Genomic DNA, 18,810 nt, shown 5'->3' on the forward strand with positions numbered 1-18,810 from the left:
TAGCGAAAAGGTCGTCCACACGCTATCTGATCCTCCGCGGCATATGCGCCGGTCAGGGTCTATAGACCGTGTCGAAGGTCATTCAAACAGAAAGATGGGCAGGAATGCCGGAATTGCCAGAGGTTGAAACGGTGAAACGCGGACTGGCGCCAGCTATGGAGGGTGCCCGTGTCGTTCAGCTTGAATTGCGCCGACCCGATCTGCGCTTTCCCTTCCCACCCGGACTGTCCGAGCGCATTTCCGGGCAGCAGGTTATCGCGCTGGGGCGGCGGGCGAAATACCTGCTGATCGACTTCGCTGATGGTGCCGTTCTCGTGTCGCATCTTGGAATGTCAGGTTCCTATCGCATCGAAAAGGACGATATGTCTGACATGCCCGGCATTTTTCATCATGCGCGGGGGAAGGATGAGAAACACGATCATGTCGTCTTTCATCTGGAACGGCCGGAGGGGCGTTTGCGAGTCATTTATAATGATCCCCGTCGCTTCGGTTTTCTCGATCTGGTCGAGCGTGACAAGATTGAGATGCATCCCTCCTTTCTCGACCTCGGACCCGAACCCGTAGGCAATGCCTTGTCCGCTGACTACCTCGCAGAGCGTTTTGCCGGAAAGCTCCAGCCGCTGAAAAGCGCACTCCTCGATCAAAAGGTGATTGCGGGGCTTGGGAACATCTATGTGTGCGAAGCGCTATGGCGGTCGGGACTCTCGCCGCTTCGTGCCGCCGCGACCCTGGTGACGAAAACAGGCCGACCCAAGAAGGAGCTCGTCCTGCTTGCCGATTCCATCCGCGCAGTCATTGCCGACGCAATTGCAGCTGGCGGTTCCTCGCTCAGGGATCACATCCAGGCGGACGGAAATCTCGGATATTTCCAGCACAGCTTCATGGCCTATGACCGGGAAGGACATCCCTGTCGAACACCAGGTTGCGATGGATCGGTCGAAAGGATAGTTCAATCGGGGCGCTCAACCTTCTATTGTCGCGCCTGTCAGAAATAGAAAACGCCATGGGAGGCTTGAATGGCATACGAGACCCTGTTGATTGACCAACGTGACCGCGTTGTCGTGATCACGCTTAATCGTCCTCAGGCGCTAAATGCGCTGAATTCGACCGTCATGCATGAATTGGCCGACGCCTTGGCATCCATGGAGCGCGACGCGGGCGTCGGTGCGGTAGTGCTGACCGGGTCGGAAAAGGCTTTCGCCGCCGGTGCGGACATTAAGGAAATGCAGTCGCTTAACTTTGTTGACGCCTATACCGGGGACTTCATCGGGGGCTGGGACAAGATCGCAGGCTTTCGCAAACCTATCATCGCCGCGGTATCCGGCTTCGCCCTTGGCGGTGGTTGCGAGCTGGCGATGATGTGTGATTTCATCATCGCCTCGAAAACCGCTAAGTTCGGCCAGCCCGAGATTACGCTCGGCATCATTCCCGGCATGGGTGGCTCGCAACGCCTGACACGGGCTGTAGGCAAGGCAAAGGCCATGGACCTATGTCTGACGGGCCGGATGATGGATGCCGCCGAGGCGGAAAGCGCGGGTCTTGTTGCTCGTGTGGTGGACGCTGAACGTTTGCTGGACGAGGCGGTCGAAGCTGCGGCCAAAATCGCATCCTTCTCATTGCCGGCCGTCCTGATGGCCAAGGAGGCCGTCAATCGTTCTTTCGAGCAGACACTGGCCGAAGGTCTGCGCTTTGAGCGCCGTCTTTTCCATTCGCTCTTTGCAACGGAAGACCAGAAGGAAGGGATGGGGGCTTTCGTCGAGAAGCGCAAGCCGCAGTTCCGCAACAAATGAAAGCACGCGATCGGCTTTCCTGCAGAATACGCGTTGACGGCCAGACGCTTTCCCGCTATATGCCCGCCCACGGTTGGGAAAGCCAAGGCGCTTTCCCGAGTTTAGCTCCTGAATTGCTGAGATGACGGGTCGCAAGGACCAAGGTGCGGCGATGGTGGAGTTCGGTTCGAATTCTTGAGAGAGGCATAAATGGCCAACACAACTTCGGCGAAGAAGGCGACCCGCAAGATCGCTCGCCGCACTGCAGTCAACAAGGCTCGTCGTTCGCGCATGCGCGGCTTTATCCGCAAGGTCGAAGAAGCAATTGCTTCCGGTGATGCAGCGGTTGCCAAGGAAGCGCTTCGGGTAGCTCAGCCGGAACTGCAGCGCGCAGCCACCAAGGGTGTGGTTCATGCCAATACGGCATCGCGCAAGATCTCGCGCCTTGCACAGCGTGTGAAGGCCCTCTCGGCCTGATTTCAGACACGTTTCGGTCACAATTGGAAATAGCCTGGCTCTTGAGCCGGGCTGTTTTCGTTTTCGCCTGTTTCAAAACGAGAAGGCTTCGACACGGAGAATTCTGACATCTGTGTGTCACGCGGGTGACACAAAAAAGACCTTTGTTTCAATAGGTTATCGAAGGTGTCTCGACTGCCGCACGATTGACGTGACGGAAAGGGACCCTAATAATGAGTCAAGCGAATTTTTATTTTTTGGCTCTTTTTCGACCGATCCTCGCCACCGATCCTGAATCCCCTTGATTCAAAAGCGATTCTTTTTCCCTAGAATGTGACGGAAAAACGATGTTCTGAGAGTCAAGTGAATGCCATTCTAAAAGGGTAAAAATCACAGTTGATCTTGCAAATCGATCCTGCCTTAATGGTTTCAAGCAAGGGGCGGGACGCTGGCTCGAAAGGGCACCGGGTTCACGATCCAGACAGGCTTTCGCACTTGCCGGAACGGGGTGTATCTGCCCCGTTTTCTCCGAAATCGATTGTTATTGCGTCGGAGGCGTACGCGCCCCCGCTGTTAGCTCTGTGCCTTGTTGGCTAGGGCCGATTGATGAGGAAGATCGTGATCTGTATGACGAGGATACAGATCTGAGTGGTAGGAACTGCGCCAGTCTTGGGGTCGATTGGCGCATTTGGCATGGGCCGCTTCTGTGAGGATGCGGAGCATGGTCATCGGGGGCGGTCGAGGCATGTAATGCACCGGCTTAATGTTGAAGAGGCTGTCGGACGCGAGTGAACGCCCGATACCAGGAAGGAATTTTGGAAGGCGGCAAAATGCAATTGAATTCGATGACGGCCGGTGCGTTGGCAAGCGGGGACAATGCACATACGGCGCTTGGTGCCGTGCGCTCCGAGGTAGGAGACGATGCCGAAATGCAGCATAATGCTCTCTTCGAGCGTTTTAGCGCCCGCTTGAAGGCGCAGGTCGGGCCGGACGTCTATGCAAGCTGGTTTGGTCGTCTGAAACTCCACTCTTCATCCAAGAGCGTCGTGCGCCTGACGGTTCCGACAACCTTCTTGAAGTCGTGGATCAACAACCGTTACCTTGATCTCATCACCTCTATCTTCCAGAGCGAAGATCCAAGCATCCTGAAGGTCGAAATCCTCGTTCGGAGTGCCAGCCGTGCCACGCGCGGCCCTGTTGTCGAAGAACGCCAGCCAGTGATGGAGGTACCGCAGGCCACCGTTCGCAAAAGTGGCGCGCAGCAGGTTGGCCAAGCCTCGGTTGCCGTCACCCAGTCGCAGACAGCGCGCCCCGGCGTCGCTGGACCTTTGTTCGGCTCCCCACTGGACGCCCGTTACACGTTTGACGGCTTTGTTGAAGGCTCCTCGAACCGAGTGGCACTCGCGGCAGCAAAGACAATTGCTGAAGCAGGCGCCGGCGCCGTGCGTTTCAACCCGCTTTTCATTCATTCGTCGGTCGGTCTCGGCAAGACGCATCTGTTGCAGGCGATTGCCAACGCGGCCATTCACAGCCCCAGGGCTCCGCGCGTAGTCTATCTGACTGCCGAGTATTTCATGTGGCGTTTTGCTACAGCCATCCGAGACAATGATGCGCTGACACTGAAGGATTCGCTGCGTAATATCGATCTCCTGATCATCGATGACATGCAATTCCTGCAGGGCAAGATGATCCAGCACGAATTCTGCCATCTGCTCAACATGCTGCTCGATAGCGCTAAACAGGTGGTTGTTGCAGCCGATCGCGCTCCCTGGGAACTGGAATCGCTCGATCCGCGTGTGCGCTCGCGTCTGCAGGGTGGCGTTGCCATCGAGATGGAGGCGCCCGACTATGACATGCGTCTCGACATGCTGAAGACGCGTCTGGACCTTGCCCGCAAGGATGATGCTTCGCTCGACATTCCGCTCGACATTCTTGAGCATGTGGCCCGCAATGTGACGAGCAGTGGCCGTGACCTTGAAGGCGCCTTCAACCAGCTGCTGTTCCGTCGTTCTTTCGAGCCGAACCTCTCGGTGGAGCGTGTGGACGAGCTTCTGGCCCATCTGGTGGGGGCCGGCGAGCAGAAGCGGGTGCGCATCGAAGACATTCAGCGGATCGTTGCCCGTCATTACAATGTCTCGCGACAGGAACTCGTTTCCAACCGCCGCACTCGGGTCATCGTCAAGCCACGCCAGATCGCCATGTATCTGTCGAAGACGCTGACGCCCCGCTCGTTCCCCGAGATCGGTCGCCGGTTTGGCGGCAGGGACCACACGACGGTGTTGCACGCTGTTCGCAAGATTGAAGAGCTGATTGGCGAGGATACGAAACTCAGCCATGAGGTCGAGCTGCTGAAGCGGCTCATCAATGAGAATAATGCATGAGGAACGGAGGCCGGCGCAAATGCCGGCCTTTCTCGTTATCGATAGAATATTGCCTTTGTAGCCATCTTCGTTTTGAGCGCTCCGCTCCGAAACGGTTGATCGGCTTAAGTGGCCCGCGTCAGCATGCCAGGTCGGCCACCACGGCATCCAGGATCAGCATGCCGGGCGGCGTGCAGCGCAGGCGGGAATTCCCAATCCGTTCGATAAAGCCGTGCTCCAGCAGGAACTGCTCTCGGTCTGGGTCGGGATCGCGTCCGGAAAGGGCTTGCCAACGCGCCAGATCCACCCCTTCGCGAAGCCGCAATCCCATGAGCAGCAACTCGTCGGCTTGAGCCTCGTGGTCGAGCACTTCCTGCTCGACCATTCCATGCCCGTTGGCCTCAACCGCCTGAAGCCAGGTTTCAGGATGCCGCTCAGTCGCCGTCGCCACCTTGTCGCGGCCAATTGTCAGGCGCCCATGGGCACCTGGGCCGATGCCAACGTAATCGCCGTAGCGCCAGTAGGTGAGGTTGTGCCGGCTTTCAGCGCCAGGCTGCGCGTGGTTGGACACTTCATAGGCTGGCATGCCATGGGCAGCAGTGATCTGCTGGGTCGCTTCATAGAGGTCGGCTGAAAGGTCGCCATCCGGCACGATCAGCTTGCCTGCCTTGTGAAGGCCGTAGAAAGCCGTGCCTTCCTCAATCGTCAATTGATAGAGCGACAGATGATCCACGGCATAGGAGATTGCTTCCTTCAGTTCCTGTTCCCAGGCCGCAATGGTCTGGTTAGGGCGCGCATAGATCAGGTCGAAGGACATGCGCGGAAAGATGTCACGCGCCAACCGGATCGCTTTGAGCGCATCCGCCACATCATGCAGCCGCCCCAGAAACTTCAGATCCGGATCGTTGAGGGCCTGGACCCCGAGCGAGACGCGGTTGACGCCGGCAGAGCGATAGCCACGAAAGCGTTCGGCCTCAACGCTTGAGGGATTTGCCTCCATGGTGATCTCGATACCATCCGGCATGTGCCAGCTTGTGGAGATGCCATTGAGGATCGCTGCAACCGTTGCCGGCTCCATCAGGGACGGTGTGCCGCCGCCAAGGAAAACACTGGTCACAGTCTTCGGTCCGGTCAGCGAGCGCATCTTTGCCATTTCCTTGAGGAAGGCGGAGACAAAGCGTGCTTGATCGACCGGTTGATGGCGGACATGGCTGTTGAAGTCGCAATACGGGCACTTCGCCGCGCAAAACGGCCAGTGGACGTAGATGCCAAAACCTGGCTCGCCGGTATCAGGGAGGAGGGTGACGGCCTCGCGCATGCTGGGTTCAGCCCTCCAGGCAGGTTTCCACGAATTGCTTGAAGGCACGAGCGCGATGGGAAAGGGCTTGTGTCTCTCCAGGCTTCCAGCCATGCTTCTCGTGGGCGGTCATCTCCCCAAAGGTGCGCTTGTGGCCCTCCGGCTGGAAGATCGGGTCGTAGCCGAAGCCGGCCGTGCCTCGCGGTGGCCAGGCTATGGTCCCTTCGACCTCACCACGGAAAAATTCTGTATGGCCGTCGGGCCAGGCAAGGCAAAGGACGCTAACAAAGCGCGCAGTGCGCTCTTGCGGCTTTTCGGCACCCTGTTCCTGGAGAGCCTTCTGCACTTTTTCCATCGCCATGGCGAAATCGCGGGTGCCATCGTCCCGCTCGGCCCAGTTCGCTGTATAAACACCCGGTGCGCCGTTCAGCGCATCGATCATCAGGCCGGAATCGTCGGACAGCGCCGGCAAGCCAGATGCCTTGGCCGAGGCAAGCGCCTTGATTGCGGCATTCTCCTCAAAGGTAGTACCCGTTTCATCAGGTTCATCGAATGCAAGCTCCGCTGCAGATTTTGCGGCGAAACCAAAAGGTGCGATCAGATCAGCGATCTCGGTGATTTTACCGGCATTGTGGCTGGCCACAACAATCGTACGGGTCTCAAGCTTGCGCATGATGGTCCTAAAGGTTCCAGAGCTTTGATTCGGCACATTCAAGACTATTGCCGGATGGGTCCCGGAAATAGATGGAACGGGCCCCGTTTGGCCAGCAAAAATCCGCTTCTATTTCCACCTTGTTATCGGCGAGGCGCTTTGCGACCGCATCGAGATCGTCGCCATGCACGGTGAAGCAGAGATGACCTCGCCCCCTGGCGCCGTGGCTCGGTACCGGCATGGTGTCCGAATGGGTCGGTTTTTCGGTCTCGGTGGCATTGAAGATCAGCACGATTGTCTGCCCGCAACGGAAGAACACATGGCGGCCGTCCAGTCTGCTGATCTTTTCCAGCCCGAGAATCTCGCCATAAAAGGCTTCGGCTGCGTCAATATCCGAGGCGTAGAGGGCTGCTTCCAGCACATCCTGCAACAGTTGTTGAGCCGCCACCGTCAAACCTTTCCCGGGTCAGCTGATCGCCTGTTTTTGCAGGTTGACCAGTTCGCCAATTCCGTTGCGTGCGAGGTCCAGCAAAGTCAGGAATTCTTCCTGGCTGAAGGGTTTTCCTTCTGCTGTGCCTTGGATCTCAACGATCCCGCCCGATCCCGTCATGACGAAGTTGGCGTCGGTTTCCGCCGCTGAATCTTCCAGATAATCAAGATCGATGACCGGCTGACTTGCAAAGATCCCGCAAGAGACCGCTGCGATATGGTCCTTCAGAACCCGCTCGACCTTCACCATGTTCCGCGCTTCCATCCATCTGAGGCAGTCATGGAGCGCAATCCACGCGCCAGTAATGGCCGCAGTCCTTGTCCCACCATCAGCCTGGATGACATCGCAATCAAGCGAGATCTGCCGTTCGCCGAGCGCTTCCAGGTCGACAATCGCCCGCAGGGACCGACCGATCAAACGCTGGATCTCCTGCGTCCGGCCACCCTGTTTCCCCGAAGCTGCCTCCCGCTTCATGCGCTCGCCGGTTGCGCGCGGCAGCATGCCATATTCCGCCGTCACCCAACCCTTGCCGGAGTTGCGCAGCCATGGCGGGGTTTTCTCTTCAAGGCTTGCTGTGCACAACACATGCGTATCGCCAAATTTGACGAGGCATGAACCCTCGGCATGTTTGGAAAAGTTGCGCTCGAACGAGACCTTGCGCATTTGGTCTGTTTTTCTGCCGGATGGCCGCATCATGTTCTCCCAGAATTGTTCTCTGCCTTCTAAGGAGCGCGGCCCTCATTTGCAAAGGAAAAGCGCGCAGTCTGCTGGCTGCAGCCCGTCAGGCAAAAATCCCGTTTGTCTGGAGCGCCAGAGTCATTATATTCTAGGGCGAAATCAGGAGTGACCAAGAAGAGGGCATGGCTGTACCGACAATGACGACAACCGAGGTTTCTACCTCTTTGGACGAGCGGTCCAGGGAGGTGTTTCGGCGGATTGTTGAGAGCTACCTGGAATACGGTGATCCACTGGGATCGCGCAACCTGTCTCGCCTGCTTCCGATGGCCTTGTCACCTGCGTCTGTCCGCAATGTCATGAGCGATCTTGAGGATCTGGGCCTCATCTACGCGCCCCATGTCAGTGCCGGTCGCTTGCCCACGCAATTGGGCCTTCGGTTCTTCGTCGATGCTTTCATGCAGGTCGGTGATCTCTCCGAGGAAGAGCGCGATACTATCGAGCGGCAAATCCGTCCCAAGGGTTCCGACCTACCCATGGAAAACATGCTGACCGAGGCAAGTCGCATGCTTTCGGGCATCTCCCGCGGCGCAGGTCTTGTTATAGCCGCCAAGAATGACACCACGCTCAAGCATGTCGAATTCATCAGGCTGGAACCGACCAAAGCGCTGGCTGTGCTCGTTGGTGAGCGAAATCAGATCGAAAACCGCATCATCGAATTGCCTGCAGGGATTACCGCATCCCAGCTTACCGAGGCGGCAAATTTCCTCAACGCCAATCTCGCTGGACAGACGCTTGGTGAGTTACGCGGGCAACTGGAGCGGTTGAAAGAGCTTGTCGCAAGCGAGTTGGATGCGCTCTCCAGCGATCTCGTTGAACGCGGACTGGCTGTCTGGTCCGGTGGCGAGACTGAAGAAAAGCCGACACGTCTGATAGTACAGGGGCGCGCGAACCTGCTGGAGGGCTTGGCCGGATCCGAGGACGTCGACCGTCTGCGGATGCTCTTTGATGATCTGGAACGCAAGGAGAGCCTGATCGAGATCCTCGATTTGGCCGAAAGCGGTCCTGGTGTTCGCATATTCATCGGGTCGGAAAACAAGCTGTTTTCGTTGTCCGGCTCATCGCTCATCGTCGCCCCTTACCGCGACGGAGACGACCGGATCATTGGTGCCGTGGGCGTGATCGGACCGACGCGATTAAACTATTCCCGGATCGTTCCTATGGTCGACTACACGGCGCAACTGATGGCCCGGCTCTCCAGATCAGGCCAGTAGCGCGACAGGACCTGCAACTTTCTATCATTCGGGTTCGTGCTCATCGATCACTTGCTGGAGACACTGACATCGGGTGCCGATGACCGCGTGCGTGTGATTTCAGGGTTCTTCCAGGGCAAGCCTTGATTTTTTGCCATTAAACCCTGATATCGGGCACGAATTCCAAAACCAATTGGACATGCGATAATCATTCGGAGGACGTCATGACCGAAGAAACCAACAAGAACGGACCTGACGCTGCAGTGACCGCGGAGCCTTCTGCGCCTGAACTGCCAGACGAAGCGGGTGCGACCGAACAGGTTGCAGATCCTTTTGAAGAATTGAGATCTGAGAACGCTGATCTGCGCGACCGTTTCCTGCGGCTCGCTGCCGAGATGGACAATTTGCGCCGTCGTACCGATCGCGAAGTCAAGGATGCCAAAGCTTATGCCGTAACCGGCTTTGCCCGCGACATGCTGTCGGTTTCGGATAATCTTCGTCGTGCCATTGATGCGATCCCCGCCGATATGCGGGCAGGTGCCGACGCTGGTCTGAGCGCGCTGATTGAAGGCGTCGAAATGACCGAGCGCGCTATGTTGTCGGCTCTCGAGCGGCATGGTGTCCGCAAAATTGAAGCCGAAGGCCAGAAATTCGATCCGAACTTCCATCAGGCGATGTTTGAAGTGCCGAACACGGAGGTCGCCAATAACACGGTCGTTCAGGTCGTCCAGGCTGGTTTTGCCATTGGAGATCGCGTTCTGCGTCCAGCAATGGTCGGAGTGGCCAAGGGTGGTCCAAAGAACGAACAGCCTTCGGCAGAGACGGCCTCCGAGCCAAAGGCGTGATTTGGTGACAGCAACACAAACACGCACAATAAAAAAAGCGCCTTCGGGCGCTTTTTTCATGGTTCAGACTGAATTCTGCGACAGTCAGGCAGCGTTTGACGCCTGCTCCTCGTTGAGGAATGTGTAGATCGCCGTGTCTGACTCAGTCGCCCGCAGTTTGGCTACCAGATCCTGGTCCCTCAATACGCGAGCGATGCGTGACAGAGCTTTGAGATGGTCCGCTCCGGCCCCTTCGGGAGCCAGAAGCAGGAAAACGAGGTCAACAGGCTGATCATCGAGAGCTTCGAAATCAACCGGAGTCTCAAGCCTCGCAAAAACGCCGGTGATCTGTGTGATCTTGTTCAGTTTCCCGTGGGGGATGGCGATGCCGTTGCCCACACCGGTCGAACCCAGGCGCTCCCGTTGCAAAATGACGTCGAATATCTCCCGTTCGGGAATATTGGTAAGCTTGGAGGCTCTTGCTGCCAATTCCTGAAGCAATTGCTTCTTCGAGTTCACCCGCAAAGCGGGCATAACAGCATCCTGTTGCAGCAAATCTGCCAAGGCCATATCAACTTCCTTCATGCGGACGAGCAGGGACGGGCGTGTGCAGCCTAGCACATCGCCCGTCGATTTCTCAGTCAGCCTTTGATGTTGGCGGAATCGATCCACCCAATATTGCCGTCGTGGCGGCGATAAACGATGTTGATTTCCTCCTGTCCCGGGCTGCGGAACAGAAGAATCGGTTCGTCGGTCATATCAAGCGCCATCACAGCCGTTGCCACAGACATGGTCTGGAGCTTCCTGGTGCTTTCGGCAACGATGGTCGGCGCAAAATCTTCCGGCACTTCCTCCACGTCGTCGGCTACCGGATCCATGACAGTGTAGGCTACCTCGACCGAACTCATGCCGACACCGTTTGCGTGATGGTCCTTCAGCTTGCGCTTATAGCGACGGAGTCGCTTTTCAACGCGCTCAAAGGCGTTGTCGAAAGCGACCTGCGGGTCATTCGCTTCGCCCGCCGCATGAAGATTGGCACCGGTGTCGAGATGAACCAGGCAATCGGCCGAAAAGCGTGACTGGGATTTCGTCACGACGACTTGACCGGAATACCCTCCGTCGAAGTACTTGGTAACCGCGTCGGAGATCCGATCCTCAATCCGCTGGCGGAAAGTTTCACCGATTTCCATATGCTTGCCGGATACACGCACACTCATGGAGTTTCCCTTCTTATAGTTGGTTTGCGATCACCATTTTACGCCAAGCCACGCTTCGTTCAAAGCATTTAGAACAGAACTTTGTGTCCATCCTGTATGCACCAGCCTAGGTTGGGGGAAGGATCGCCTCTCTGAGTGCTTTTTGATATCGGGCCGGGCTTCTAGCCCTCATCGTCCTGTGAGTCAATCCGCCACCAGAAACGTGATCAGGAACCGCTATCTCGCGGGACCCGCTCGATTGAGCGGCTTCCGATCCGATCAGTTGAGCTCCACTCGCCCTCGATCATGGCGTTGAAGCCGATGAAGCTTAGCTGACACAGGCTTTGGCCATCGCCTTCTTTTCCCGGCGCCGTTGCACAGACGAAGGAATGTTCATCGATTCCCGGTATTTGGCAACCGTTCGGCGCGCAAGCTCAACACCACTGGCCTTCAACGACGTCACGATATCATCGTCAGAAAGTACGGCATCAGGGCTCTCCTGAGCGATCATGGCCTTGATCCGGTGGCGTACGGATTCTGCCGAGTGACTGTCTCCCCCCTCTGCAGACGCAATCGACACGGTGAAGAAATATTTCAACTCGAACAGGCCACGCGGGGTCAGCATGTATTTGTTTGTCGTCACGCGGCTGACGGTCGATTCGTGCATCTTGATCGCATCAGCAACCATTTTCAGATTAAGGGGGCGCAGATGATCTACCCCCTCGTCGAGAAATGCGGATTGCTGACGCACAATCTCCGTGGCGACTTTCATGATTGTCCTGGCCCTCTGGTCCAGGCTTCGGGTCAACCAGTTTGCGGTTTGCAGGCATTCTGAAAGAAAGTTTTCGTCTTCCCCTTTGCCTGCACTCTTCTTCCTGACCGACGCCACATAGCTCTGATTGACAAGAACACGCGGCAAGGCATCAGGATTTAGTTCTACCTTCCATCCCTCCGCCGGATCCGGACGGACGATGATATCCGGAACGACTGACTCGATCACACTTGTCTCAAAGCCGCTGCCCGGCTTTGGATTGAGCTTGCGGATCTCGTTCAGCATGTCGAGCAGGTCTTCCTCATCCACACCGCAAAGTCGTTTCAGTGTCGCGAAATCGCGTTTGGCCAGAAGCTCCAGATTGTCGACAAGGGCAGACATCGCCGGGTCAAGCCGGTTTCGCTGCTGAAGCTGGATTGCCAGACACTCGCTGAGTGTGCGGGCGAACACGCCCGGAGGGTCGAGAGTCTGGAGAGCTCGCAAAACAGTTGATACCGCATTCGGCTGCTGACCGAGCCGCGTCGCTATTTCCTCCAGATCGGCGCGCAGATAACCTGCTTCATCAAGATGATCGATCAAGATCGCGGCAATCAGTCGATCGCCGGCGGAATTCACGCAAAACGGCACCTGCTGATTGAGGTGATCGCGTAAACTGACCTGACCGGCAACAAAATCATCAAGGTCATAGCCTTCACCGTTTTCGCCGGCGCCTGGCATGGACTTCCACTGGCCGAGCAACTCGGGTGCATCGGCGCGAACGGTGCTGCCTTCATCAGTGAAGGCGCTGTCATAATTCGCATCGAGCCGGTCCCCGAGCGCGCCGCCATCACCGGCCTCATACCACGCGCTATCGAGAGACGGTGTTCCTCCGCCATCATCGTCGTGAGATGCAGTATCGGAAGACGCCGGGGCAGAAAGCTCGCCGGGGTTCGGGGTGTCTGTGATGAAATCTCCCTCATCTGCCGCCATTTCAAGCAGCGGATTGCGTTCAACTTCCTGTGCGATGAAGTTGATAAGCTCCATATGGGTCATTTGGAGCAGCTGGATGGATTGCATCAGCTGCGGCGTCATCACCAAAGATTGGTTCTGTCGAAGGAACAGGTTGGCGGATAAGGCCATGGCGGACGCTGAACTCCCCTACATTCCCCGAGAATCTTCATCTTGAATGACAAAGAAGACCCACTTGGCCCAAAAATTGCTTTTTATTTTGTTTTGGTCAAGTGAATGAGGAGGTAGAACCGCGAATTATCGTATTTGCCGCGTCAGAGGCTGAAATTATCGCCAAGGTAAAGGCGACGGACATCGGCATTGTTCACCACATCACTGGCGCGTCCATGCGTCAGCACTTCACCAGCATGAATGATGTATGCCCGGTCAATCAGTCCGAGTGTTTCACGGACATTGTGGTCTGTGATCAAGACGCCGATACCGCGCGCCGTCAAGTGGCGCACCAGGTTTTGAATGTCGGATACCGAAATGGGATCAACGCCGGCAAATGGCTCGTCCAGCAGCATGAATGTCGGGTCGGTTGCTAGAGCTCGGGCGATTTCAAGGCGGCGACGCTCGCCGCCGGAAAGCGCAACAGCCGCTGATTTCCTCAGTCGCTCGATGTGGAACTCATGCAAGAGCTCGTCAAGCTTCGCTTCCCGCTTGCGTTTGTCGCGCTGGTGAACCTCAAGAACCGCCCGAATATTGTCTTCGACTGAAAGACCACGAAAAATGGAGGCTTCCTGGGGGAGGTAACCCACTCCAAGCCTTGCCCTTTGGTACATCGGCATTGACGACACATCATTGCCATTGATGGCGATTGTTCCGGCATCCACCGGAACGAGACCGGTGATCATGTAGAAACAGGTTGTCTTGCCCGCGCCATTGGGCCCAAGCAAGCCGACGGCCTCTCCCCGTCGCACCACCAGAGATGCTCCATTGACCACTCGGCGTGTCCCATAGGTCTTGGTCAATCCATGGGCAATGAGCGTCCCTTCATAGCGGGATTTGTCTCCCGGCAATCGTGTGGAGCCGTGTGCCGGAGTGGATTGACCGCGGCTCCGTTTGGAAAAGAAGGGAATACGCACGTTCAGGTCGATCCCATCAATTGTTCGTTTGTTGGGATTTTGGGTCGAGCTGTATCTGTACGCGGCCACCGCAGCTATCCAGCTTTGCCTGCCCGGTTGTCATCTGAACCGTTAGCTTGCAGCCAACAAAAACGTTTTTCCCCTCTGACAGAACGACGCGGTCGCCTTCTAGAACAAAAATCTGGCGCTCCATATCGAAATAGCCCGAATCGGCGGTGGCCTGCTGGGTGCCCGATGAAAGGAACACCTTGTTGTTGACGTCGATCTTTTGAATATCGGCATTTCCTTGGGTAATGCCGGAGCCTTCACCGCTGTAGAGGACTGTCATGGCGCCGGCCTGCAGCGTGGTAGTTCCCTGGACCACCTTCACATTGCCTGTAAAGAATGCCCTTTTTTCCTGCTCGCGGATTTCCAGCGAGTCGCTTTCGATCTGAATGGGTTGGTCATTTGAAAGCTTTAGCCCGTCCATTTGGCTATTGGTCGACTGCGCCAAGGCATTGCCCGAGAAACAGCCGAGAAAACCAAGAGCGAGAATGGCGGAGACATGCCGCGAAAAGATGGGGCTGGTCATGGTTGAACGGTTTCCACGGAGTCGTTTTTCTGTAGGGTCGAGGGTTCGATTTGGAGGCGAACCTGACCCGTGAACAGCATCGTTCGCCCCTTATCCTTTATCTGGAGGGAGTTCGCAACAATCGAAGCGCCTTTTGTATTGATCTCGACAGGGTCAGGCGTGTCGAGTGTTCCACCCTTGATGTCAAGTTTCGCAGAATTGAACTTGGCATCGATCCCGCTGCTCAGATTGAGCGTGAAGGGCTGGTTTAGATCGAGATAGTCTGCACCACGATCAAAGACGCCACCAAGTGCATTGACGGTTGCAATGATCTTGTCATTGACGGGCACAGCCGCAGCAATGTTCTCAAGCGCAATAATGTTGGGATTCTTGATGTCCTGCAGAGCTCGGGACGCGCGAAGCGAATAGCTGACACCTTCTGAGTTTCGTCCCGAGATCGCTGGCTTCTCCATGACCACCTTGCCATTTTCGATCTTGGCAGATTCGATCTGAATGTTTTCTGGAAGGTAAGCCCGCACGACGGACACACCAATGAAGGTGCAAGTGATCAGCAGTGCGCCGATCGGCAGCAATATCTTCATGCGGCGCACGCGCCGAGAGTGCTGGACCGCCCTTTCATAGGCGGCTGCGCTTGATGGCCAACTCGCAGCCAGCGTGTGATCGTCAGTCTGTTGCAGCATTCTTGTGTCCGTTGATCGGATTAAACGGTTGCAGGCGTGTTTGCATGTCCGCACCCGTTACCGTCTCCTATGTAATATGCCCAAGGTCGAGATGCAAAGATCGGCGACAAATCCTTTCGTGAGCGGGCGTGAGAAAGAAGATTGCGCCGTGCCGCGTCGTCTTCGCTTCCGTGTTCGATCTGCCATGAAGCAAGTGACATCCGACATGGTACATCAACCGCCGCCTCTTTTTGGTTAAGTTGTTCCTTGACGTGGGTTTTTCGGTTTGGCACCTTGTGCGCCATTCTTTTAACCGAAAAGACTTCAAGGGGGCCGGCGTGATCAAATCGGAACTAGTGCAGATTGTTGCTGCCCGTAATCCGCACCTCTATCATCGTGACGTCGAGAATATTGTGAATGCGGTGCTTGATGAAATCACCGATGCACTCGCCGCCGGGAACCGTGTCGAATTGCGAGGTTTTGGCGCGTTTTCTGTAAAGAATCGTCCCTCGCGTTCTGGCCGCAATCCAAGGACCGGTGAAACCGTTTTCGTTGAGGAAAAGTGGGTCCCCTTTTTCAAGACCGGTAAGGAACTACGCGAGCGCCTCAATCCCGGCATGGGCGACGAAGACGACGAGTAGTCTCCGGTACCGGGTTGAATTGCCTCAGCCTCTGATTATCTTGCATTGAACGACCGTGTTCGTCCCGGTCTCACGCTTTGCGCAGGAGAAAAAAATGTTCAGCAGGCTAGTGGCTCTGGTGGTGTTCGTCCCCCTCGGCCTTGTGCTCATAGTGCTCGCTGTTGCCAATCGTCAGGACGTGACGCTGGCTCTCAACCCCTTCAATCCTGCCGATCAGATGTTGTCGGTATCCGCGCCTCTGTTCGTCATGCTGATTCTGTCAGTCATCCTCGGTCTTCTTCTGGGCTTTGTGATCGCTTGGATATCACAGTCGAAACATCGCAAGCGCGCCCGTCGTGAGGCAAAGGCGGCGCAGCATTGGCAGACGGAAGCGGACCGTCACAAGACACGCGCGGAAGAGATTGCCGGTCAGGGGCTGCCTCAAATCGCCATGAAGTGATCACATTCCTTCGCGCCAAGTCAGATGCTTAGGGCAAAACTGCTTTTTTCTGGCCGTTTGCGATGCTATTGCGGGCCTCCATCAGAGCCTCGGACAAAATAAGTGAAAAACAACGAACGCCGTTCTGGCGCAAAGACAGCGGGCAAACAGCGCGGAGCGAAAGCGTCGTCCAAAGGCGAGCCGCGGCGCAATATCCCATACGGAGCCGCCAAGCAGTCTGGAAAGCCTTCAGAGCAGTCTGCGAACAAGGCTTCTTCGCGGATCGACAACACGGAGCCTGTCGTTGCGACCGAAGGCATGCGGATACTCAGCGTGCGAACAGGAGAGCGTCCGAAACAGAACATACCCTTGATTCTCGAATCGAGTGGTGCTGGCGATTTTCACCTGATTGACAGCGGTGATGGGCTCAAACTTGAACAGTATGGACCCTATCGGATCATCCGACCGGAAGCACAGGCCTTGTGGCCACGGTCGCTGCCGGCGCATGTGTGGGACAAGGTGGATGCCGTCTTTACGGGCGATACGGAAGAAGATGGCATGGGGCGCTGGCGGTTTCCGAGGGAAGCTTTGGGCGAGACATGGCCACTTTCGCTCCTGAGTATCGACTTCCTGGGTCGGTTTACCGCCTTCAGGCATGTTGGAGTTTTTCCGGAGCAGATCGCCCATTGGCGCTGGATGAAACAGACAATCGAAGAGGCAGGCCGTCCCTTGAAGGTGCTGAACCTGTTTGGCTATACGGGCGTCGCTTCGCTCGTCGCGGCAGCAGCTGGTGCAGAAGTGACCCATGTGGATGCGTCCAAAAAGGCCATCGGCTGGGCACGGGAGAACCAGGCGCTCAGTCGCCTTGATAAGGCACCCATACGTTGGATCTGTGAGGATGCGATGAAGTTCATCCTCCGCGAAGAGCGCCGTGGTAATCGCTACGACATCATACTGACCGACCCGCCGAAATTTGGCCGTGGCCCAAATGGCGAGGTCTGGCATCTGTTCGACCATTTGCCGCTGATGCTCGACATCTGTCGAGAGCTCCTGACACCGAAAGCAAAGGGGCTGGTGCTGACCGCCTATTCCATCCGTGCAAGTTTCTACTCGATCCATGAACTGATGCGCGAGACCATGCGGGGCAAGGGTGGCCTGGTGGAATCGGGTGAGCTTGTCATCCGGGAAACCGGTTTGGACGGGAGGCAGCCCGACGGGCGTGCGCTTTCCACATCACTTTTCAGCCGCTGGGTGCCGAAATGAAAGACGACTTGAGGCATGATGGTGCGCGACGGGTCGGCCAGGTTAAAGAGGTGACCAGCCTCGCCAATCCGATTGTCAAAGAAATCAAGGCACTGGCTTTGAAAAAGTCTCGGGACCAGAGCAGGACCTTCCTGGCCGAGGGACTGAAACTGATCATCGACGCGCTGGATCGGGGATGGATCATTCGCACCCTCGTCTACGCCAAGGCCGGCAAGGGCAAGCCGATGGTCGAAAAGGTCGCCGCCCGAACAGTCGCATCTGGCGGCCTTGTGCTGGAAGTCAGCGAGAAAGTCATGGCCTCCATCACGCGGCGCGAGAATCCGCAAATGGTCGCTGCCGTGTTCGATCAGCGCTGGATGGCTTTGAAAGAGGTTGTTCCCGCACGTGATCAGACCTGGATTGCCCTCGACCGCGTTCGCGACCCTGGTAATCTGGGCACTATTGTCAGAACTGCCGATGCTGTTGGCGCCTCTGGCGTGATTTTGGTCGGTGATTGCACAGACCCATTCTCTATGGAAACCGTGAGAGCGACCATGGGCTCGATGTTTGCCTTGCCTCTTGTGAAGGCTACACCGGCCGAATTCCTGGCTTGGAAAAAGACGACGGATACCAGACTCGTGGCGACACATCTTGCCGGAGCTGTTGACTATCGCACTATCGACTATCGTTCCAAGCCGGTGGTGCTCTTGATGGGCAATGAACAGTCAGGTTTGCCCGACGAACTGGCAAAGGCCGCTGATGCCTTGGCACGCATACCCCAGACAGGGACCGCCGACTCATTGAATCTCGCCGTTGCAACGGGTGTCATGCTTTTTGAAGTTCGCCGCCACTTGCTGACGCTGGACGGAGGCAAGGGATGAAACTGCTTGCAGCCCTCAATCGCCCCGTGCCAGTTGTTCTCTTCATCATGACGGCACTGATGCTGGATCAGATCATCAAATACGCGGTGGAAATATATCTGCCTCTCCATGAGCTTGTGCCGGTCATTCCTTTCTGGGGGCTCTACCGGACCCATAATCTCGGTGTTGCCTTCTCCATGCTGTCCGACATGGATGGATGGTTCATCGTCAGTCTTAGGCTGATCATTGTTGCATTCGTGCTCTGGCTCTGGCGCAAGACAGGCCCGGACCAGCATTTCGCCCATTTGGGTTTTGCGATGATTATTGCGGGTGCTTTGGGTAACCTGATTGACCGCTTCATTTACGGTCACGTCGTCGATTACATTTTGTTTTATACCGCCACCTGGTCGTTTGCGGTATTCAATCTGGCAGATAGCCTGATCACGCTCGGAGCCGTGGCGATCCTGATCGATGAGATCATTGTGCACCGCCGCTCCAGGCGTGAGGAGAGCTGAAGTCTGCAGCGAAATGGCGGTTGGACACGGTTCTTGTCACCCTTTTGTTGCAGACTCATGGTTTATGGCGCCTGAAACGACGCGG

At 56.5% G+C, this 18,810-nt stretch carries 21 protein-coding genes; 11 read left to right on the top strand and 10 right to left on the bottom strand.

The window, feature by feature from the left end:
- The first annotated feature begins 104 nt into the window (after positions 1-104).
- The 4 genes from mutM to dnaA all read left to right on the top strand — a co-directional run bounded on the left by mutM (position 105) and on the right by dnaA (position 4,606).
- The gene (gene mutM / locus FE840_RS06270; protein WP_138285691.1) at positions 105-995 is read left to right on the top strand and encodes a bifunctional DNA-formamidopyrimidine glycosylase/DNA-(apurinic or apyrimidinic site) lyase; all 891 of its coding nucleotides are present in this window, start codon (positions 105-107) and stop codon (positions 993-995) included.
- Positions 996-1,016: 21 nt separating this feature from the next.
- Entirely contained in the window at positions 1,017-1,790 is a 774-nt protein-coding gene (locus FE840_RS06275; RefSeq protein WP_138285690.1) for an enoyl-CoA hydratase, read from the top strand.
- A gap of 189 nt (positions 1,791-1,979) precedes the next feature.
- Positions 1,980-2,246: a 30S ribosomal protein S20 gene (gene rpsT, locus FE840_RS06280; protein ID WP_138285689.1), complete on the top strand. Its 267-nt coding sequence runs from the start codon at positions 1,980-1,982 to the stop codon at positions 2,244-2,246.
- Positions 2,247-3,055: 809 nt separating this feature from the next.
- Positions 3,056-4,606 (top strand): chromosomal replication initiator protein DnaA, encoded by a 1,551-nt coding sequence (dnaA, locus tag FE840_RS06285; RefSeq protein WP_138285688.1) that lies wholly within the window; start codon positions 3,056-3,058, stop codon positions 4,604-4,606.
- A gap of 118 nt (positions 4,607-4,724) precedes the next feature.
- Here dnaA and hemW read toward each other — a convergent pair whose 3' ends face one another.
- The 4 genes from hemW to rph are packed head-to-tail and all read right to left on the bottom strand — an operon-like array spanning position 4,725 to position 7,717.
- Complete coding sequence (gene hemW, locus FE840_RS06290) at positions 4,725-5,903, bottom strand: radical SAM family heme chaperone HemW (RefSeq protein ID WP_138285687.1); 1,179 nt, start codon at positions 5,901-5,903, stop codon at positions 4,725-4,727.
- A 7-nt stretch (positions 5,904-5,910) separates the two neighbouring features.
- Positions 5,911-6,555, bottom strand: coding sequence for an RdgB/HAM1 family non-canonical purine NTP pyrophosphatase (gene rdgB, locus FE840_RS06295; RefSeq protein WP_138285686.1), 645 nt, complete (start codon positions 6,553-6,555; stop codon positions 5,911-5,913).
- A gap of 7 nt (positions 6,556-6,562) precedes the next feature.
- Positions 6,563-6,982, bottom strand: a complete 420-nt coding sequence (locus FE840_RS06300; RefSeq protein ID WP_246318859.1) for a VOC family protein — start codon at positions 6,980-6,982, stop codon at positions 6,563-6,565.
- Positions 6,983-7,000: 18 nt separating this feature from the next.
- Positions 7,001-7,717, bottom strand: a complete 717-nt coding sequence (gene rph, locus FE840_RS06305; protein ID WP_138285992.1) for a ribonuclease PH — start codon at positions 7,715-7,717, stop codon at positions 7,001-7,003.
- A gap of 167 nt (positions 7,718-7,884) precedes the next feature.
- Between rph and hrcA the strand changes: the two genes are divergently transcribed.
- Both hrcA and grpE read left to right on the top strand, forming a co-directional pair.
- On the top strand, positions 7,885-8,973 hold the full coding sequence (gene hrcA, locus FE840_RS06310; protein WP_138285685.1) for a heat-inducible transcriptional repressor HrcA: 1,089 nt from the start codon (positions 7,885-7,887) through the stop codon (positions 8,971-8,973).
- A 203-nt stretch (positions 8,974-9,176) separates the two neighbouring features.
- Positions 9,177-9,797, top strand: coding sequence for a nucleotide exchange factor GrpE (grpE, locus tag FE840_RS06315; RefSeq protein ID WP_138285684.1), 621 nt, complete (start codon positions 9,177-9,179; stop codon positions 9,795-9,797).
- Between the two features lie 84 nt (positions 9,798-9,881).
- Here the strand turns inward: grpE and ptsN are convergent, their stop codons facing one another.
- The 6 genes from ptsN to lptC form a co-directional block, all read right to left on the bottom strand.
- Positions 9,882-10,346, bottom strand: a complete 465-nt coding sequence (gene ptsN, locus FE840_RS06320; RefSeq protein WP_138285683.1) for a PTS IIA-like nitrogen regulatory protein PtsN — start codon at positions 10,344-10,346, stop codon at positions 9,882-9,884.
- Between the two features lie 71 nt (positions 10,347-10,417).
- Positions 10,418-10,993 carry a ribosome hibernation-promoting factor, HPF/YfiA family gene (gene hpf, locus FE840_RS06325; protein WP_138285682.1) on the bottom strand — a complete coding sequence of 192 codons (576 nt, stop codon included), beginning with the start codon at positions 10,991-10,993 and terminating at the stop codon, positions 10,418-10,420.
- A gap of 307 nt (positions 10,994-11,300) precedes the next feature.
- On the bottom strand, positions 11,301-12,863 hold the full coding sequence (gene rpoN / locus FE840_RS06330) for an RNA polymerase factor sigma-54 (RefSeq protein WP_138285681.1): 1,563 nt from the start codon (positions 12,861-12,863) through the stop codon (positions 11,301-11,303).
- 143 nt (positions 12,864-13,006) lie between these two features.
- On the bottom strand, positions 13,007-13,819 hold the full coding sequence (gene lptB, locus FE840_RS06335) for an LPS export ABC transporter ATP-binding protein (RefSeq protein WP_138285680.1): 813 nt from the start codon (positions 13,817-13,819) through the stop codon (positions 13,007-13,009).
- Positions 13,820-13,835: 16 nt separating this feature from the next.
- Positions 13,836-14,390 carry an LptA/OstA family protein gene (locus FE840_RS06340; protein ID WP_138285679.1) on the bottom strand — a complete coding sequence of 185 codons (555 nt, stop codon included), beginning with the start codon at positions 14,388-14,390 and terminating at the stop codon, positions 13,836-13,838.
- Positions 14,387-15,070: an LPS export ABC transporter periplasmic protein LptC gene (gene lptC / locus FE840_RS06345; protein ID WP_138285678.1), complete on the bottom strand. Its 684-nt coding sequence runs from the start codon at positions 15,068-15,070 to the stop codon at positions 14,387-14,389. The genes FE840_RS06340 and lptC overlap by 4 nt, the downstream gene beginning before the upstream one ends.
- Before the next feature lie 317 nt (positions 15,071-15,387).
- On the opposite strand from lptC, the gene FE840_RS06350 reads away from it, so the two are divergent.
- The 5 genes from FE840_RS06350 (at position 15,388) to lspA (ending at position 18,725) form a co-directional block, all read left to right on the top strand.
- Positions 15,388-15,690: an integration host factor subunit beta gene (locus FE840_RS06350; protein WP_054149157.1), complete on the top strand. Its 303-nt coding sequence runs from the start codon at positions 15,388-15,390 to the stop codon at positions 15,688-15,690.
- 94 nt (positions 15,691-15,784) lie between these two features.
- On the top strand, positions 15,785-16,129 hold the full coding sequence (locus FE840_RS06355) for a LapA family protein (protein ID WP_138285677.1): 345 nt from the start codon (positions 15,785-15,787) through the stop codon (positions 16,127-16,129).
- 102 nt (positions 16,130-16,231) lie between these two features.
- The gene (locus FE840_RS06360) at positions 16,232-17,371 is read left to right on the top strand and encodes a class I SAM-dependent methyltransferase (protein ID WP_138285676.1); all 1,140 of its coding nucleotides are present in this window, start codon (positions 16,232-16,234) and stop codon (positions 17,369-17,371) included.
- Positions 17,368-18,231 (top strand): TrmH family RNA methyltransferase, encoded by an 864-nt coding sequence (locus FE840_RS06365; protein ID WP_138285675.1) that lies wholly within the window; start codon positions 17,368-17,370, stop codon positions 18,229-18,231. The genes FE840_RS06360 and FE840_RS06365 overlap by 4 nt, the downstream gene beginning before the upstream one ends.
- Complete coding sequence (gene lspA / locus FE840_RS06370; protein WP_138285674.1) at positions 18,228-18,725, top strand: signal peptidase II; 498 nt, start codon at positions 18,228-18,230, stop codon at positions 18,723-18,725. The genes FE840_RS06365 and lspA overlap by 4 nt, the downstream gene beginning before the upstream one ends.
- Positions 18,726-18,810: the final 85 nt, after the last annotated feature.

The organism is Peteryoungia desertarenae, from assembly GCF_005860795.2.
Lineage (GTDB): Bacteria > Pseudomonadota > Alphaproteobacteria > Rhizobiales > Rhizobiaceae > Allorhizobium > Allorhizobium desertarenae.

Bases quoted from the DNA above. Each gene is read 5' to 3' on its own strand.
- rpsT (WP_138285689.1), top strand. From the start codon at position 1,980: ATGGCCAACACAACTTCGGCGAAGAAGGCGACCCGCAAGATCGCTCGC.
- dnaA (WP_138285688.1), top strand. From the start codon at position 3,056: ATGCAATTGAATTCGATGACGGCCGGTGCGTTGGCAAGCGGGGACAAT.
- mutM (WP_138285691.1), top strand. From the start codon at position 105: ATGCCGGAATTGCCAGAGGTTGAAACGGTGAAACGCGGACTGGCGCCA.
- lptC (WP_138285678.1), bottom strand. From the start codon at position 15,070: ATGCTGCAACAGACTGACGATCACACGCTGGCTGCGAGTTGGCCATCA.
- lspA (WP_138285674.1), top strand. From the start codon at position 18,228: ATGAAACTGCTTGCAGCCCTCAATCGCCCCGTGCCAGTTGTTCTCTTC.
- FE840_RS06355 (WP_138285677.1), top strand. From the start codon at position 15,785: ATGTTCAGCAGGCTAGTGGCTCTGGTGGTGTTCGTCCCCCTCGGCCTT.
- grpE (WP_138285684.1), top strand. From the start codon at position 9,177: ATGACCGAAGAAACCAACAAGAACGGACCTGACGCTGCAGTGACCGCG.
- FE840_RS06340 (WP_138285679.1), bottom strand. From the start codon at position 14,390: ATGACCAGCCCCATCTTTTCGCGGCATGTCTCCGCCATTCTCGCTCTT.
- rdgB (WP_138285686.1), bottom strand. From the start codon at position 6,555: ATGCGCAAGCTTGAGACCCGTACGATTGTTGTGGCCAGCCACAATGCC.
- hrcA (WP_138285685.1), top strand. From the start codon at position 7,885: ATGGCTGTACCGACAATGACGACAACCGAGGTTTCTACCTCTTTGGAC.
- FE840_RS06365 (WP_138285675.1), top strand. From the start codon at position 17,368: ATGAAAGACGACTTGAGGCATGATGGTGCGCGACGGGTCGGCCAGGTT.
- rph (WP_138285992.1), bottom strand. From the start codon at position 7,717: ATGCGGCCATCCGGCAGAAAAACAGACCAAATGCGCAAGGTCTCGTTC.
- hpf (WP_138285682.1), bottom strand. From the start codon at position 10,993: ATGAGTGTGCGTGTATCCGGCAAGCATATGGAAATCGGTGAAACTTTC.
- ptsN (WP_138285683.1), bottom strand. From the start codon at position 10,346: ATGGCCTTGGCAGATTTGCTGCAACAGGATGCTGTTATGCCCGCTTTG.
- FE840_RS06275 (WP_138285690.1), top strand. From the start codon at position 1,017: ATGGCATACGAGACCCTGTTGATTGACCAACGTGACCGCGTTGTCGTG.
- hemW (WP_138285687.1), bottom strand. From the start codon at position 5,903: ATGCGCGAGGCCGTCACCCTCCTCCCTGATACCGGCGAGCCAGGTTTT.
- rpoN (WP_138285681.1), bottom strand. From the start codon at position 12,863: ATGGCCTTATCCGCCAACCTGTTCCTTCGACAGAACCAATCTTTGGTG.